Origin of the sequence: Chryseobacterium sp. sg2396 (genome assembly GCF_042610505.1) — a bacterium.
Classification (GTDB): domain Bacteria; phylum Bacteroidota; class Bacteroidia; order Flavobacteriales; family Weeksellaceae; genus Chryseobacterium.
The window spans coordinates 86086-103923 of record NZ_JBHGAQ010000002.1; the positions used below are offsets into that span (position 1 = coordinate 86086).

General features: G+C 30.7%; 12 protein-coding genes and 1 tRNA gene. 8 read left to right on the forward strand and 5 right to left on the reverse strand.

Features of this window, described 5'->3' with window-relative positions; all coding sequences use genetic code 11:
• Nucleotides 1–18 precede the first annotated feature (18 nt).
• From ACED20_RS02135 to ACED20_RS02170, 8 genes are read left to right on the forward strand one after another with little or no spacing between them, the layout of a single operon-like run.
• Nucleotides 19–1179 (forward strand): MotA/TolQ/ExbB proton channel family protein, encoded by a 1161-nt coding sequence (locus ACED20_RS02135; protein WP_343662354.1) that lies wholly within the window; start codon nucleotides 19–21, stop codon nucleotides 1177–1179.
• Nucleotides 1172–1876: an OmpA family protein gene (locus ACED20_RS02140; RefSeq protein ID WP_343662352.1), complete on the forward strand. Its 705-nt coding sequence runs from the start codon at nucleotides 1172–1174 to the stop codon at nucleotides 1874–1876. The genes ACED20_RS02135 and ACED20_RS02140 overlap by 8 nt, the downstream gene beginning before the upstream one ends.
• Nucleotides 1873–2634 (forward strand): hypothetical protein, encoded by a 762-nt coding sequence (locus ACED20_RS02145; RefSeq protein ID WP_343662350.1) that lies wholly within the window; start codon nucleotides 1873–1875, stop codon nucleotides 2632–2634. Before ACED20_RS02140 ends, ACED20_RS02145 begins: the two co-directional genes overlap by 4 nt.
• Before the next feature lie 12 nt (nucleotides 2635–2646).
• The gene (locus tag ACED20_RS02150; RefSeq protein ID WP_378103350.1) at nucleotides 2647–7503 is read left to right on the forward strand and encodes an AAA domain-containing protein; all 4857 of its coding nucleotides are present in this window, start codon (nucleotides 2647–2649) and stop codon (nucleotides 7501–7503) included.
• Nucleotides 7504–7536: 33 nt separating this feature from the next.
• Nucleotides 7537–8664 carry a hypothetical protein gene (locus tag ACED20_RS02155; RefSeq protein WP_378103351.1) on the forward strand — a complete coding sequence of 376 codons (1128 nt, stop codon included), beginning with the start codon at nucleotides 7537–7539 and terminating at the stop codon, nucleotides 8662–8664.
• A 1-nt stretch (nucleotide 8665) separates the two neighbouring features.
• Nucleotides 8666–10657, forward strand: a complete 1992-nt coding sequence (locus tag ACED20_RS02160) for a hypothetical protein (RefSeq protein ID WP_378103352.1) — start codon at nucleotides 8666–8668, stop codon at nucleotides 10655–10657.
• The gene (locus ACED20_RS02165) at nucleotides 10650–13691 is read left to right on the forward strand and encodes a DEAD/DEAH box helicase family protein (protein ID WP_378103353.1); all 3042 of its coding nucleotides are present in this window, start codon (nucleotides 10650–10652) and stop codon (nucleotides 13689–13691) included. The genes ACED20_RS02160 and ACED20_RS02165 overlap by 8 nt, the downstream gene beginning before the upstream one ends.
• A gap of 12 nt (nucleotides 13692–13703) precedes the next feature.
• The gene (locus tag ACED20_RS02170) at nucleotides 13704–14102 is read left to right on the forward strand and encodes a hypothetical protein (protein WP_378103354.1); all 399 of its coding nucleotides are present in this window, start codon (nucleotides 13704–13706) and stop codon (nucleotides 14100–14102) included.
• 108 nt (nucleotides 14103–14210) lie between these two features.
• Here ACED20_RS02170 and ACED20_RS02175 read toward each other — a convergent pair whose 3' ends face one another.
• The 5 genes from ACED20_RS02175 to ACED20_RS02195 all read right to left on the reverse strand — a co-directional run bounded on the left by ACED20_RS02175 (nucleotide 14211) and on the right by ACED20_RS02195 (nucleotide 17828).
• A complete protein-coding gene (locus ACED20_RS02175) occupies nucleotides 14211–15419 on the reverse strand; it encodes a site-specific integrase (protein WP_378103355.1) in 1209 nt (402 codons plus the stop codon).
• Nucleotides 15420–15670: 251 nt separating this feature from the next.
• Nucleotides 15671–15758, reverse strand: a tRNA-Ser gene (locus ACED20_RS02180).
• Between the two features lie 199 nt (nucleotides 15759–15957).
• Nucleotides 15958–16851, reverse strand: a complete 894-nt coding sequence (locus tag ACED20_RS02185; RefSeq protein ID WP_378103356.1) for a cation diffusion facilitator family transporter — start codon at nucleotides 16849–16851, stop codon at nucleotides 15958–15960.
• Nucleotides 16852–17175: 324 nt separating this feature from the next.
• Nucleotides 17176–17376 (reverse strand): helix-turn-helix transcriptional regulator, encoded by a 201-nt coding sequence (locus ACED20_RS02190; RefSeq protein ID WP_294220584.1) that lies wholly within the window; start codon nucleotides 17374–17376, stop codon nucleotides 17176–17178.
• Entirely contained in the window at nucleotides 17373–17828 is a 456-nt protein-coding gene (locus tag ACED20_RS02195) for a hypothetical protein (RefSeq protein WP_378103357.1), read from the reverse strand. Before ACED20_RS02195 ends, ACED20_RS02190 begins: the two co-directional genes overlap by 4 nt.
• Nucleotides 17829–17838 lie beyond the last annotated feature (10 nt).

The following is a 17838-nucleotide window of genomic DNA, read 5'->3' on the forward strand; positions in this document are numbered from 1 at the left end:
AATTGCTTAAAAAAACTTATGTCGAACGAAATATATATTATAGTATTGGCGATGCTTGCCATAATAGTATTCGCAATTTATTATGAAACCATCATTAGCAAAGCTAAAAATGACGCTACAAGAAAGTTTGTAAACTACTATCAATTAGAAAATATGCCCAGTACCTTCGTTACCATCGGGTTGCTTGGTACATGTCTAGGTATTGTATTAGGATTATTCAATTTTGACACAGACGCTGCAAGAATTAAAGACAGCGTGAAAGAGTTGTTATCCGGTTTACGACTTGCATTTATTGTAACAATTCTAGGGCTATTTTTCTCGTTAATCTACAAAAGAAGAGTAAATGATATTTTGAACAAATATGGAGATATTCAGCCACCTGAATCACCTGAATTTATAGAAATGAGGCAGACAAATATATTGCTTCGTGATTTAAATAGAGGTATTGGCAACCTTAACAGAGCATTTTCTGAAGAATTAATCACAAAGATTCAGGAATCAAATAAAAAATTAGCAGATAATCTCTCTAAATTTGGTGAAAACCTAGCTACATCTAATCATGACGCACTACTTGAAGCCCTTAAGGAAGTAATTGAGGATTTAAATTCTGGATTTAGAGATACATTAGGTCTATTAGTTAAACAGAATTTTTCTGAATTAACAAATTCCATCGATAGTCTAAATAATTGGCAGAAAGAAAATAAAGCTTATATAGAAGATTTTGCCAGACGTTATGAAAAGATCGTTCAATACACAGAAGATATGAATACAAATCTTGAAAAGATTGTAACTACTAACACAAATCTATTGTCACAAAATGGTAAACTACATAATATCATAGAATCACTTAATTCTGTAATGGTTCAAGACACCAAGTTCCGTGAAATTACATCGAATCTAAATAATGCTTCGTCGAATATCAAGGAATCATTAAATCAATTCAGTAGTGATCTTCAAAATACTAAAAAACAGTTGGAGGGCATTACAAATCTGAGAGTTAATATTGAATTGCTGAATGACCAATTATCTAACTTAAGAAATATCGATATTGATGAGGAGAGACTTTACATGCAAGGTATAAAAGAAACTATGGCATCAATGGATGAAATGTTTAAAAGGCATTATGAGGCAATTCCTAAATTGATTCAGAACAATTTAAAGTCGATATCTAATGGCTAGAAGTCGCACCAGATCAGATCATAACTTTATTGCCTATTCAGACATCATGACTTGCCTAGCTATCATCTTTCTTTTTATTGCTGTAGCATATATTTTAGAGGGTTTGTCTGACAAAATAATTAAGGATGACATTTACAATGCTATTGGAGAAGATTTGAAGAAGGATTTTAAAAGTAAAAATGTACAACTGGAAAGCGATATGTCATTAAAGTTTTTACAAGATTCAATCAATAAAAATGATGAACTCTTTGAAATCGGTTCTGCTGAAATGACACCATCCTTTAGACAAAAAGTAGCTGACATCTGGCCCAAATATCAGTCTATTATTTGTGACAAAAAAAATTTACCATATATAAGTGAGATTAGAATTGAAGGACATACTGATACCATTGCGCCTAAAAAAGATCAAAGAGAAAGCTATCTTTATAATTTAAATCTTTCATCTGCCAGAGCGCAATCCGTTCTAGAGTATATAAGAACATTAGATTCGTATAAAAAATTGGATGCAACTAAAAAAGAAAGGCTTGATTTTCTACTTACAGCGAACGGCATGTCATATTCAAGGGCATTAAATAAAAAGGGTGAGGTTTCTAGTTTAAGTAAGGATAAATCAATAGATCTTAATAAATCCCGTCGTGTAGAATTTAGAATTAACACTTCTAATGAAAAATTACAAACAAGTTTGTCAACAAAATGATTTACGATTTTAGAAAAGGAAAGTCCGCAATCTACATATCTTCATTACTACATGTAGATTACGACTACGATTTGGAGGAATATGAATTAAGCCAAGAAGAGTTAGAATTTGATGAAATTGGTTTTATTAAAAGAGGTAAGAAAAACGGATTTGAAAGATTAGGTATTTTTTTACCAGAGTATAGAAATGAAAAGTATAATCAAGATCCCTCCCTACATATCTACAATTGCGACACTACAGAAGATTTATCACGCAGAATGAAGGTATCTAATTCGTCCAAAAATACTTATTATTCGAAAGATCAGAAAAAGCTAATTAACGCCAATCTTGAGATTTGTAAAAAATGTGCACGAAATCTAAGAAAAAGATATAATCTTAATTTAGGAACTAACACTTTTAATAATTTTGTGCTAGCCTTAGAGGAAAGTGAAAAAAGACAGACAATCACTGATAATAAAGGATATATACTCAATTGGAAGCAAGTCTCATACTGCTTTCGAGAAACAAAAAATTTTACTTGTGAAAAATGTAGTTTTAAAGCTACAAACAACTCGGAAAAAAAATTTTTACATACACATCACAGAGATCGTGATAAAAAAAATAATAGCAGATTAAATCTAGAATGCCTTTGTGTCGAATGCCATTCTAATGTTGATGAGTACCATAAAGAAAAATTTTCTTTTGAGGGATTAAAACCCCTAAATGATTTCCTTACATTCAAAGAGAAAAAAAATAACCAATCAAAAAACACTCAATAATTTCTATATAAAATGGAACTTTCAAAATCACTACTAATCGAACTGCAAAAAAGGCTGAAAGTTGGTAATCGTAAGGGGGTGCATTTAAATGCTATTCCAAAAAAATCAGCATATAAGTTAGATATTTCAACCCTTTCTGCTATAGATGAAAATTTGCCAAATGATTTTTTAAATACATTACTCTCAAAGAATAATTTTTCATTTGAAATTTCCTGGAAAGACATTGATATAGATTTATTTAATCTTGATGAAAAAGAGCATAAAAAATTCATATCGTTAGGTAAATCCTTTGAATATCTACTTAACCAGGTTGAAGTAATTAAATCAGAAAAAGGGATTGAAACTTTTGGTTTTGGATTTCCACTCTTAATTAGAAGAGATAGAATTGACAAAAAATTAACCGTCGCTCCTTTAATAATTTGGCAACTAGAACTTATCAGATCTAAGAAGAATGACACTTGGGTAATTAAAAAAAATGAAGATTCTCCAATATATATCAATGAAGTGCTTATTAATCATTTAAAATCCGATTCAAATGTAGATCTTCAGCAAATATCTTCAGAAACATTAGAAAATGGTCTCATTTCCAAAAACGAACTATTTGATATTTGTCTGAATGTTTTAGAAAGAACAAATATTGCTACCAAAGAAAAATTAAAAACAAATCTAGAGAATGTTTTCACCAATATCTTACCGATTGGATCTGAAGAAAAGTTTAAAAATTTAGCACTAAATGATGTAAATTCTCTTATCCAATTTTCCGGACTGTTTTCTTACTTTGAAATTCATAAGCATAATATCATTAAAGATTATGATGAGTTATTAAAATTAGCTGGAGAAGAAATAAGTCAAGGTATCTTAGAAAACAATGATTTTCAGTCCATCACTTCCATCCCCACCGACCCTACGCAGCAAAGCGCCTTAAATTCTTTGCGTGCTATCAAAGATTTAGTAATTCAGGGACCTCCAGGAACTGGTAAAAGTCAAACTTTGACAGGAATTCTTGTCAATGCCTTAGAGAATAGAAAAAAAACAATTGTTGTTTGCGAAAAGAATACAGCTCTCGAAATTCTACAAACTTCCCTGCAAAAAATTGGGCTTAGTCAACATGCAATACTTATTCATGACATTTCAAGTGACCGAAAGAAAGTTGTAACATCAGTCAGAAACAGACTTGATGATTTAAGTGTTTTAAGAAGTCAATTTGTTAATTCTAAGTTTACGTATGATACTCAATTAAAAAAAATTAATGAACTTATTTCAAAAATAAATTCAAAGCACTCATTACTAAAAGATCCATTGTTAGCTAATTGGAACTGGACTGATGTTGTTGGTCTCTATCTAAAAAATCTCAGCGTAAAAAGCAATAAACCTATCTCTTTCTCCTCTCAAATAAAATTCGAATTTAACTACGATGAATTTGCCTATTTAACAAGTCTCATTACTGAAGGTGAGAGATTCTTTAAATTGAAAGAGGAAAATTACCCGTCATCTTTTTTACCTTCTGATGCTTTTAAATCAAAAAGTTTTTATGAATTGGAAGACAGGATTAATGAGGCATTTTCAATATACGAAGAATCAATCATTAAAATAGTTGCTACAAAGGATGCACTTTACAATGAATATTACATAGATCGTAAAAATTCCATACAAAATCAGGTCAATAAAATTAAAACTGCTCTTGATAAAATAAATAACTTAAATTTTAATTTAGAGAATCAAATAAATCTTTTGAAACAAAAATTTTGTGATTTGGAACAAAAAGATTTTTCCGTAGATTTTCAAAAATTTTCCCATAAAGAAGATTCGTTAAAAAAGCTTTATGATAAATATAATGGAGATCTTGAATTTAGAAACGAAGAAAAATTACTAGGATTTTCTTATAAAATAACATCATTACTTTCAAAAGTCAAAAAGCAAAAAATAGCAGATTTTCATATTTTCAATAGTAGTATAGATGAGTTAAATAAAATAGTTCAAAATTCCTTATTTTTTTCTCCTATCCAATACAAAACAACAATGCAATCTAAATTGGAAGGTTTTCAAAATTTCTATTCTGAGTCTGAAAAAATTAAAAGACAACTAAATTTAAATATCGAAGATAAATTTTTAGGACTTGACCTTAATTATCTATTTAAATTAGAAAATAAATCAAAGTTGCAAGAGCATATAGATCTTTTGAAATCTAGACCGAATATTTCTGCGAATGAGAAAGAAATTTTAAATGACCTTTCATTATTTATTGTTGAACATTTTGACTATCAAAAGCAAGTCTATGCGGATTTACAGGCAGTGATAAATGAATCTCCTGATTTCAAAGATGAATATTCATTCTCAACATCAGATGTAAAAAATTCAAGTCAAACTAATAAAATTTTAAAGAGAATAGATCAGGTAAATTCTTTAATTGATAGTGCAATAGATTTTGAATTTCTAAATGCAGACATTTTCGAAAATAAAGATAAGTTCTCACATCTGAAAAATTTCCAAGATTTAAGTACTTTACTAGAAAAACTGAATGAAAAAATTGAATCGGATCGCCTAATTAATAATATTTCACAATCAAAAAATCTCAATGCATATATTGCATCTGTTCAATCGTTGATTGAGCAAAAAAAATCTACAATAGATGCAGATCCTAACGCTTTCAGAAAAGAATATGATTGGCATAATTTCATCAATAGTCTTACAGAGAATAATTTATTTATAGTAAACGCATTACTAGATTCTCCTAATTGGCTAACTGATTTTTATGTTAACTATTTTAATCGCTTGCTAAGAGAAAATGCGACTGACAATTTACCTATTGATCAGCATAGTATTGATGACTTATTTGAAGCGGAACATAATATTAAGACCAATCAAATAAATTTTGTTAATAATATTTGGTTCAATGAACAATACAACAAGACAGAAACATTTGACAGAAATAATGCTGCTTTGAAAGTTAAAAACTTATTTAATTTTAAAGGTTCTGCTGGACATCGAAGATATTCGCTTAGATCTATTGTAGAGCGAGATATTGATTTATTTACTTCTTTCTTTCCTGTAATCCTAACCACTCCAGACGTTGCCAGTAATTTATTTAATCAAAACAATAAATATTTTGACATAGTTCTTTTTGACGAGGCTAGTCAGCTGAGATTAGAAGATAATTTGCCAGCAATGCTAAAAGGTAAGCAGATTGTAATTGCGGGTGATGAACATCAGATGCCTCCTTCAAATTATTTCTCAAAAATCTTAGATGGCGACGTAGAGAGTGAAGACGAAATAATAGAAGATGACTCAAACATAATTAAAGATAAATCATCTTTAGATTCATTAGCCTTGTCTTGCTTATCACTTCTGGAATTCGGTACCGAAATGAACTTTAGTTCAAAATCCTTGGATTTCCATTACAGATCAAAACACCCTGATCTAATAGAATTTTCGAATCACGCTTTCTATAAACAAAAGTTAAAGGCTTTACCGCAAGTTTTGGATTACAAAGCTATTTCTTACATAAATGTAGGAGGTGTTTTTGAAAATAGGGTAAATGAACTTGAAGCAGATATGGTTTTATCTATTTTAGAAAATAATATTAAGAAAGATTCTAAGAACAAATATCCGTCAGTTGGTATTGCTACTTTTAACATCACACAGCGAGATCTCATTAAAAATAAAATTGTAGAGCGGCAGAAACAAGAGAAATATAATGATTTCAACAACAAAATTCTCGAGTTAGAAAAAGAAGGATTATTTGTAAAAAACTTAGAGAATATTCAGGGTGATGAAAGAGATATTATTATTTTGTCTACGACTTATGGAAATAATGTTGATGGTTCTTTTGCTGAAAGATTTGGTCCTTTGAATTTTGAGAAAGGATATAAATTACTGAATGTAATCGTAACCAGAGCCAAATATAAAAACTTCATTGTCACTTCAATTCCGGAAGAAAGGATACTAAATTTCAAATCGTATTTAGTTACGCAGAAAAGCAATAATAAAAAAGCAGTTCTTTATGCATACTTAGCTTATTCAAAAGCAGTAAGTGATGGTAATGATGATTTACGTCTAGCTGTTTTAGAAGCTCTTAAGGCTAATTACATTAATGAAGCTAATATTGACAGTGACGTTACGCCCCGACTTGAATCTCCTTTTGAAGAAGAGGTTTATGAGCGATTGAGTAAATGGATGGATAAAACATTCATTAAAACTCAATACAAAGTTGGTGGTTTCAGAATTGATATGGTAATTGATTTTCTAACACCAGGCATTCCAAAAATTGCACTTGAATGTGATGGTGCCAAGTATCACTCAAGTAATGAAGCTTATCTTTACGATTTACATAGACAACGTATTTTAGAAGCGCAAGGCTTTGTTTTTCATCGTATTTGGGGAACAAATTGGTGGCGTGATCCAGACTCAGAACTGGAAAAGCTATTATCATTCATTGAAAATGTAAAAAGTCCAAAAGTGGGTAATATCTTTGATATATCATTGACCGAACAATTAATTACAACTGACGAACTAATAATACCTACCGATAATCAACAAGGACTTGAGATTTTAAATCTATCGATTGATGAAGAAAACGAAGAAGAACAAGTTATATTAGATTTGACAGATGATACTCCAATTGAAGCGCCAACAAAAAAAATCTCTAAAATTTTATTAGGTTCAGAAATAAAGGTGAAATTTTTGAATGACAAAACCATTCAAAAATTTAGAGTTGTAAATGAGGAAATGAAAAGCACTTACATATCTGATGATGTTCTCCCACTTTCCATTCAAAGTCCTATCGGCAAAGCAGTACTTAGTAAGTCTGAGGGAGAAACAGCCAGAATCGAGGGAATTGATCGATTTATTGAAATATTACAAGTAGTATAGATTATTTTTTTGAACAACAAATCTAAAGTAGAAATGTATTTCATTACAGAAAAAGATCCAGATTACAATATAAAGGGTTCAAGAGATCCTTTAGGATTTCAAGTTATTTGGCAGGCAGCAGGAAGAAAACTAATTCCAAATCTTTCCACAGTTTCTAATAATCTAATTGATTTCCAGATTTTATGTTTAGCACATACAATTAAAAAAGAATTTAAAATAGCAGATGCAAATTTTGAATCTTTTTTTATAAGGTTTGAACAAATTATGGCTTACACAAGACATTACAAAGATAAATCTGAAGGTTTTAATGGAGTTGATAAGGTCAGAAAAACAATAGCTTCAAATGAAGAATTGAAGATTTCTGTAAATAATCAAATCTTATCAAATCAAAAAGCATATGGAATTTGGGGTAAATACAACAGACCTTTTAGTGAAATGAGATTTGATCTCTCCAATGACTTTCATAAATTATTTTCAGATAAATTAAAATCAAATTTATCTTTAAGAAAACAGGTTCAAACAATTATTAATAGTGATAGCAAATTGAAATATGATGTATTAGAAAAATATATGTCCGTAATCGAAAAACCAAACGAGGAAGAAAAAAAACTATTTATTGAAAGGATTTTACAAGATAATTGCAACCAAGAATTACTGTCAATTTTGCACAATAATCAAGGTTGGATAGGTCTAAATTTTTATGACCTTCTAAATTTCTTAGTATCTAAAAGTTCAAATCCAAATTTTATTTCAATTTTAGAATATATTGTTCAAGTTGAAAAAACAATATGCCCTTTAAACAGAATTTTCAGGTATTTGCAAACAAAATCATTCTGGACAAATGAAGAGATTGAGAAAAGCGAATTCATTTCGAAATGTAAAATCAAAGGGCTAATTACAGAAGGTTTTGATGAAACATTAAATGCTTTAGCCATACTTCATAACAATAATAGTAATGATCTCGTAAAAGGTTTGATAGAACGTAATAAAACCATTTGTCAACTGAGAAATTCTTCTCCTTGGATGGAAATCACAGAAAATGGTTATGAAATAAATCATTTTGAAGGCGCTTCGTTTTATAATGATTATAATCCAGAAAAAAATAATGATAACAATTATTTTTTTTGGAGCTATCTCAATCTCTTTAATCAATTAAATTAATGTGGAAAAACTAATACTAAAAGAAAAGATTGGGGAATTGATAGGTGCTAAAAAAGTTATTGCAGCTATATTTTATACTTTTAATTTTGATCCAAAGTTTTTTGAAAATTACATAATGCCCTTATTAATATCTAGTACTGGTAAAAATTTCAATGACCAAGAAATTCATAATAAAATTTTATGGAGACAGCTAGCAAAAGAAAACCAAATACCACCAATATCAGTTTATTGTGATTATTATGCGAAAGATCAAACCAATGCTCCATCATTAGGATATGATATTAATTGTTTAAAAGTGCCATCCCCAAAAGGAAAAATAGCAAATTTTCATCCGAAACAAACTATGATTCTATTGGAGGATAATGGAGTACAAAAACTATTGTTCATAACTGGTTCTGGTAATATGACCGCTAGTGGTTGGTGCGATAATTTTGAATGTTTTTCCTACAAAGAAATTAGTAGAAGTAAATTACAACCAAATAGATCTTCTACTAATTCCGTTCAAGATTATATAAATAGCACCAATAAATTAGGTCATATTCCAAAACTACTAGAATCTGAAAATCTAATTAATAACTTTTTAAAATACGTTGATATAGATTTTCAATTTTTCAATAACTATTCTAATAAATTTGAAGACTTTTTACAAAAAAACATCTTTGAAAAAGAAACGATAGAAGAAGTTGAAATTGTCTCACCATATTTCAGTCCTGATAATAGTTTGCTCGAATGGCTTAAGTCCAAAAATATAAAAAAAATCAAATGTTTAATTCCTTCATTAAGGAATAATGAAGTTCAATTAGAAAAGAAACATTTTGCAGATTTAGAAAAAGCGGGATTAGATTGGTGTCATTGGAATGATTCAAATCTAAATACTGAGGTAAGAAATCAACATTCGAAAATATATAAGTTTTATAGTGCTGAGAACTCTTACACTATTGTAGGTTCTGTTAATTTTACTAATCCTGCTTGGGCTATTTTTTCAGATAAAAATAATTCTTCGAATATTGAATCAGCAGTTCTTTATTGTGAAAAAAATAATGGTATAAAACTCTTAAGAAGACCTAATTCTTTAAATATTGATGAGTTGATTTTTATTTCAGGTAAAGTTGATTTAGAGAATCCTATTTCTGCTAATTCATTTAATAGGAATGCACCCGATATCGATTTTACAATTGATTGGAAAAATAGGGAACTTTGTATTAAGGCAAATATTAAAAATCAGAATTGTATTTTTTTTGAGTTATTCAAAGGTCAGCAGATAAAAAATGGTAAATCAAAGGTTTCTATTGACACTTTGGATTGTAAAAAGTTGGCAAAAAATTCACTAATTCAGGTAGTAAGCATTGAAAGTTCAAAATCGGTTGTATATAGTTATTATGCAAATCAGGATTATATAAATACAAAGCCTTTAGGATTTAATTTAGATGCTTATACTATTCTAAGATATTGGCAGTTCTTTGATGATGAGTTTTCTAAAGAAAGTATTACACGAAGTATAGCTGAAAAAATTACTGATGAATCTGGTGTAATCGATATTTCCAAAGTTGAAACTAGATTATTGTTAAATGAAATGGCTACTCATTTTAATGGATTAATAAGGATGGAAAAATATTTATTCCCTTCAAAAAACCTTAATCAAACTGAACAGAGAGAACAATTTAAAAATATCCAGTATTATTTATTAACCGAAAACATTGATACACTTTCTTTTTATTTGAATGATATTGCTAATCAATTTAAAGAAGATAAAATTCAAAAAAGTTTTTATTGGATGATCTTAAAAATTGTGGATCAAATGATGTATGCAAAAGCAGAAAAGTGCTCAGCAAAAAGGTTTGTTGATGAAAAAATACGGAAGCAATTTATTAAAGATATAAAAAGTAAAAGAAATCAATTTACAAGAATAACAGAAGATCTCGCAAATAACATCCCGGACTTAAAACAGAAAGAGAAATGGATTGTCGAACAAATAGTAGCCGAATATGAATAATATCGAAACCGACATTGAATTAATCCTTAATCTACGAACAAATGAATCTATTGGTAAAGAGCTTGCTGATAGACAACTTGCTGTAATTACTAAAGGTTATCAATTTTTAAATAATCCTGATAACAATGTCTTATACATAGCTGATGAAGTAGGATTAGGCAAAACTTATATTGCTGCAGGAATAATTTTACTTTTTAGGCATTTTTCAAAAAATAAAAATTTACACAAGGATCTTATAATTGTTCCTAAAAAGAACTTACAGGATAAGTGGAAGAAAGAACTAGGAAATTTTGTTTCTAAAAATTATCTTTTAGATAATACCAATGTAAAAGAGTCCTATACATTTGAAAATTGCATAAAAGACAGAATCAAAGCAATTGAGACAGAAGATCCTGTTACAATTTTTAGAATGACGTCATTTAGTAGCTTAGTCATAGCAAGCAATGGTCGAAGAAACTTACAAGAATATTTTATACGAGAAGTTTTTAAAAATGATTTGTACGCACAAGATATTTTAGAAAAAGCTTATGATAAGGATTATTTTATAGCTTCAAATTTAAGAAAGTTACGTAATCTTATTGCTTACTTAATGAATGCATTATCTCCTAAAATCAATTGTTTAATCGTAGATGAAGCACATAATTATAAATATGGACCAGGAGATGAAACAAGAGAAGAATCTATAAGAAATGAAATTACTTCACGTTTTTTGGGAGCAATTAAGGATAAACAGATTTTCGAGGATTTTCCAGAATTAAAAAAACAAGTTAAATTCCCTTTAGCTAAGAAAATCATATGCTTATCTGCAACTCCTAAAGATAGAAATCTTTATGAGATTAAAAATCAAATATCCTGCTTTACACAAAAACATCTACTTAATACTGCAAAAAATAATATAGAAATAGAGGCGCTATTAAAGAAATTTTTAATTAGAGGTAACCTAGAATACTTATTAAAAGACGATACCGTTTCAAGAAATCAATGCAGAGAAGAACATCGTAAGGGGAATGTAAACAAATCAGAAGAGGCAGAACATCTGACAATGGATGATACATTCGAAAGTGTTTTTTGGCAACTTATTCAATATAAATCTATTAAGCATTTAAATCAAAAAAACAATGCTTCATTTGAAATCGGAATGCTTGCTGGCTTTGAAACTTATAATGTTGATCTTGATAGAAAGAAGGAAACCTTAAACAGAAATGAAAACGGTTTTGAATATTCTGAAGACTATACAAAAGAGTACGAACAAACAGAAAGTCGTAATATTAAAGATAGCCAAGATTTAAATATTGTTAGAAATATCATTAACTCATATAATGAGACTTTTAAACAATTTCCTCCTCATCCAAAACAGACAAAATTAGAAAATGAAATTATTAATCAATTACATTATCAAGATAAATCTTTAATTTTTGTAAGAAGGATAGCTTCAGCAATGGAGCTTGAAAAAAGGATCATTGAAAAGTATGAGAGAGAAATCGTAATTAATCAACAATTAAAAAAAGCACAAAAAAGTTTTAATAAAAATAAACAGATAATAGATAGTGTTATTGACTTATATAATACACAAAAAATAAAAGCCCGATTAAATGATCTTTTAACTGTTTTATTATTAAAAAAAGAGATAAAATCAAATCTCTTACAACATAATTTTATTGATGAGAGTAATTACATCGAGCAAGGGCTAGCATTCCTTGAATTTGCATACTACGATAAAAAGAATTCAAGTTTTAAAAAGATTATTGATGACTTTATTATTAAAAATCTTAGAAATATTTCTTCTGAATTAAAATCGAAAACGATTCTTGCAATCGGCAATTCCTTCCAAGAATTCCTTTATCAAAATACTGAGGGAAGTGAAGGGGTTGATGAGAATGAACACAGTGGTTATTTCTTTTTAGACTATTTCAAAAAAAATAATCCAGGTTTCCCATACAGAACTAAGATGTATAGAGAAAATTGGTTTGAGTTGAATCCTATCATTTTAAATAATCATTTTAATTTCATTGATTATGATATCGAAGATTTAAATTCAAACTATCTAGAAAAAATTACTCCTGAAGCACGTAAGAACCAAAGTTTCAAAAAAGAAACTGAAACAGTCTACGATTACTTTTCTAAAGAAGGAATTCTGAATAAATCTTATACAAAAAAAAGCAACGTAATAAACACAGGGGAACTTAAAAATACTACTTTTTTAACAAGGTTTTTAATAGAACATTGTGATAATGAATTTCGCAATTGGATTAATAAAAGATTTAATACTCAAACTGAGATATTTCTTTTAGATTTAAAAGTACTAAATGTAATTTTAAAAAATATATTTAGAAATGGTTCTGGCTTGCTTGCAGGATTCTTAGCCGATTCTCAAAACGAAGAATTTGAAGAAATTTTATTCAATTTGATAACTAAAGATGCTCCGTTCCATTTTGTTTTAGAAGAAATAAAAACAATTATCAATGAATTCGATTTAATAGTTTCATCAAATTTTGATACAAAAGATGAAAAAAGAATAGAATCGGTATTAAGGAATCTTGTTCCTGTAATTGGTACAAGCGGACAAGATAAACGAAATAGAGGAATTATAGCTTCTCAATTTAGAATGCCTGGAATGCCATATGTATTAGTTACCACAGATATTTTTAGAGAAGGAGAAGATTTACATACATTTTGCCAGAATATTTATCATTATGGTATCGCTTGGAATCCAAGTGATATGGAGCAAAGAACTGGTAGGATTGACAGAATTAATTCTTTAAGCTATAGGAAATTAAATAAATCACAAGAATTAGATTTTCAAAATAAAATTCAAGTTTTTTATCCCTACTTAAAGCATTCAGTAGAAGTAAATCAAGTTGTTCAATTGTTCTTAAATTTAAATAAGTTTATACAAACCTTTAATACAATTAGTATTGATAATTATTATGAAAGCAAAATAGATGTCAATAAAGAAATTGGAAGTAATGAAATCCCAGAACCTATAAAAGATAGATTACATTCAATTTATGATGTGAAAGAGTTTATTACTTAATAAGAAAATCATATGGTAGTTAAAAATATAATTTCGGAACAAATTGATGAATGTATAACTTATATTTCTGATATAAATAATCTTTTAACTTTTGATACTATAACAAATATCAAGAATAGTGGTTTTGTTTATTTTATTTATATTGTAAATGAAAAACAAATTCCAAAGTTGGTTTATATTGGCAAATCTAAGGGACACTTATTTAAAACTAGAATTAAAAATCATTTTGTAAGTAAAAATGAACATACTGGTGCAAAATTAGATCTTATTATTCAAGAAAGATTAAATGGAAATGAAATTAAAATAAAGTATATAATTACTGAGCCAGAATCGTACAGAAATATGCTGGAAGAGGAATTGATAAATCATTTTAAGCCTATTTGGAATATTCAAAAAAAGAAAGTGCAATAATATATAAAGTTTTTGTTAGCAAATAAATTAGTCAATATTTCTAACAGTTATGATCAGAAGAATAACTTAAAAGATTAATATTGACTAATTCACAATTTATTGTTTAGTTTAAAGCCGACCCCTTAAAACCGCCATATCCTCACTCACTTTCTTATCCAAAATTTTAGCATAGTGCTGAGTAGTCTTAATATTGGTATGTCCAAGCATTTTACTTACACTTTCAATAGGAACACCATTGGACAAGGTAACAGTTGTAGCGAAAGTATGCCTTGCAATATGGAAGGTTAAATCCTTATTGATTCCACAGACACTCGCAATTTCTTTGAGGTATGAATTCATTTTCTGATTGCTTAGAACAGGAAACAGGACATCCGAATTTATACACTGCGGGTAATTCTCATATTTTAAAACTAGCTCCTGAGCCACAGGTAATAACGGAACTCTGGTTGAGGTATCGGTCTTCTGACGATGGGTAAAAATCCATTGATCGCCATCAATCCCAATATTGATGTTGGATTTTGACAATTGCTTTACATCCCCATATGCCAAGCCGGTATAGCAGCTAAATAGAAAAATATCCCGAACTTGGTTCAATCGGTCGGATGCAAATTCCTTTTCATAGATCATCTGCATTTCTTCTTTGGTTAGATAAGGACGTTCAACAGCTTTTATTTTTGCTTTGTAGCCTAGAAAAGGATCTTTGGTGATCCAGCCGTGCGCCATACATAATCGGATGATTTTTTTGAAATTCTTGAGGTATTTCACAGCGGTATTGTTTCCACATTTACGCACACTGCGCAGCCAGAAGTCATAATCACTGATAAAACCGTGATCTATTTGCGTGATATCAATATCAGAAACTTTATATTTCCAAGTGATGAATTCCTGGGTATGTTTTAAAGATGTTTTGTAACGTTCTAATGTACCTGGAGCAAAATCCTGACCGACTAGGGCTTCCACTTTGTCATTATGCTCCTGAAAGATGGGGATGAGCATTCTTTGCTCAATGTCAGTTCCAAGCAGTTTAGATTTTAAACTTTCTGCTGTTACAAAGTTTTCTTCTCTCAGCATCAGGTAGTGGAAATCGTAAACTTTCTGTTCCAAAGTTTTAAGATAGAGATTCAGTGTTTTGGCTTCTTGCGAATTACCTAATGCCTTGTGTGCTTTAACATCCCATTTCTTCGGATCGATATACCTTTTAGCAGCAATGTCTGCTGCCTTGCCGTCTATCGTGATTCGTAAGTAGATGGGAGCGGTTCCGTTTGTTCTGATTTTATTCTTTTTGATAAAGAATAACAGGTTGAATGTTTTGTTCATTGTGTGATAACTTTAATGGTTTAATAATTTACTTTTTGTTACCACTTTTTGCAAGATGTACAATCGTTAGACTGCCTATTGGTCGGGTTTTCCCTGATTTTTCGTGACCCATTTTTGTGTTTTTTTGAATGGGACACGAAATAGGACATATAAATCGTGACCTACTTTGGTTTTTTTTGATACTGCGCTAAAACAAAAAACGCTGTAAACATCAATGTTTACAGCGTTTTAGCTTATTTTGGTTTCCCAACTGGCGGAGAGTGAGGGATTCGAACCCCCGGACCTGTTACAGTCAACAGTTTTCAAGACTGCCGCAATCGACCACTCTGCCAACTCTCCCTGAACTCCGATATTATCGTCGTTTTCAGTGGTGCAAATATAGGATTATTTTTAATACCGGCAAAACATATTTTTGAAAAAGCTTTGTCATGCGGCTATGGTTCTATGTTTCAACAGATAAAATTCAACCGCTTTAACGAGTTTTGTTTATGAATTAAGCCCTGAAGGCTTAAAAATAAAGTTTATACCGTTTTTATGGTTATTCCGGCTGAATAATGACATACCGGACAAGCGGAAAGGCAGTCTTTACCGTTCTGCGAATACGCTGGACGGCTTCCGTGATTTCTTCCGTATCGAGGTGGTCTTTGAAGTCGATGATCAGCACCAGCACGATCTCTTCGGGTGACTGATAGGTAGACAGTATATTTTTTGTCCTCACCACCGCATCATCCCGCTCTGCCAGTTTGCTGATCTTTTCCCGGGTTTCGGGTGCTATGCCTTCACCCATCAGCAGGCTCCTGCTTTCCCGCGCCAGGATCAGCGATACAAAAACAAGGATCAGCCCTACGATGATCGATGCCACGCCGTCCAGTTCCGGAATCCCGAAGGAATGGCTGATTCCCATCAGGATCATCACAACCGTAAGACCGGCCACCGCCGCGCCGTCTTCAAAAACAACCAGAAAGCTGGACGGGTCCTTGCTTTTTATGATGGCATCCCACCATCTTACGCCGTTGCGGGTCTTGTTGAATTCTTTAACGGAAATAATCAGCGAGGTTCCCTCAAAAATCAGTGAAAGGATCAGAACAATATAATTCCAGAACGGATCTTTCATCACTTCGGGCTTGATGATGTGAAGGATTCCCTGGTAAATGGAAAGCGCACCGCCAAGGCCGAATATCAGGATGGAAACCACAAAAGACCAGAAATACAGTTCCTTGCCATACCCGAAAGGATGCGATTCGTCAGGCGCTTTTTTGCTTCTTTTGATTCCATACAAAAGCAGAAACTGGTTGGTGGTATCAACAGTGGAGTGGATCCCTTCCGAGATCATGGAAGAACTGTTGGTGAAGCTTCCTGCTACAAACTTGGTGATCGCGATCAGCAGATTGGCAGCGAGGGCACCGTAGATTGATTTGCGATTGTTTGCCATTTGGTATAACGAATAGGAAAGATTTATTTAGTAATCATAATACGGTTAAGATTATTCTGAAGTTTGAATGCAAACCACAATCCAAGATCAGAATTCTGTAAAATGAATTTTTTTATTTATGTTTAATTTTTTCTCACCTAAAAAAGTATTTCTACATTTTCTTCTCTCAGAAAAGACAAATTTATTGGAAATAAAAACAGAGAAATCTGTGCGGGAAGCTAACAATTAAGCTTTTATCAAAATAAGCTTACTGATTTACTCCCTGTTTCTTTCGGCATGTTACTTTTTAAGGAAAAACCTACCGCTTCAGAGATTTAATCTGTATTAATCCTCATCTTCCAGCTTAAAAATATTTTCTACGGTTTTGCTGAAATACCTGGCAATTTTAAGAGCTAAAACAGTAGAAGGGACATATTTGCCCTTCTCCATAGCATTGATGGTCTGCCTGGAAACGCCTATATGTTTGGCGAGATCCTCCTGAGTAACGTTCTTGATGGCTCTTTCTACCTTAATCGTATTCTTCATTTTCTCAGTAATAAGTAATTGAATCTGAAAATGTACAAAATTAAAGGCATAAAAATAATTAAAACCATCACCGTGAAGAATACAGCTCCGAATACGGTAAGGAATAATATTAAAACAATGCTGTATGTTGCCGCAAGACTCCAGAAAACGGATTTTAATCGTAAGCTGGAAATATATTCATCTTCCAAGGTTTCTTTTGAAAACCCGACCATAATACCGCTGACAATGATCAGACATCCGATGAGGTTTGAGAATATATCCACTTCAGCTGTCCGGAAAACCCCTTTTTCACTACCGTCGAACGGAAATCCCGAATTATAAAATACAGGAAGTGTTATTTCATTAAAATGGAGTTTTCCTGAAATTAAAACCAGTCCGGCGATCAGCGATGGAATGAAAATAATCCATCCGATTCTTTTTAATGAATTTGGAAACAATGGTAATTTATTCATAATCTGAAAT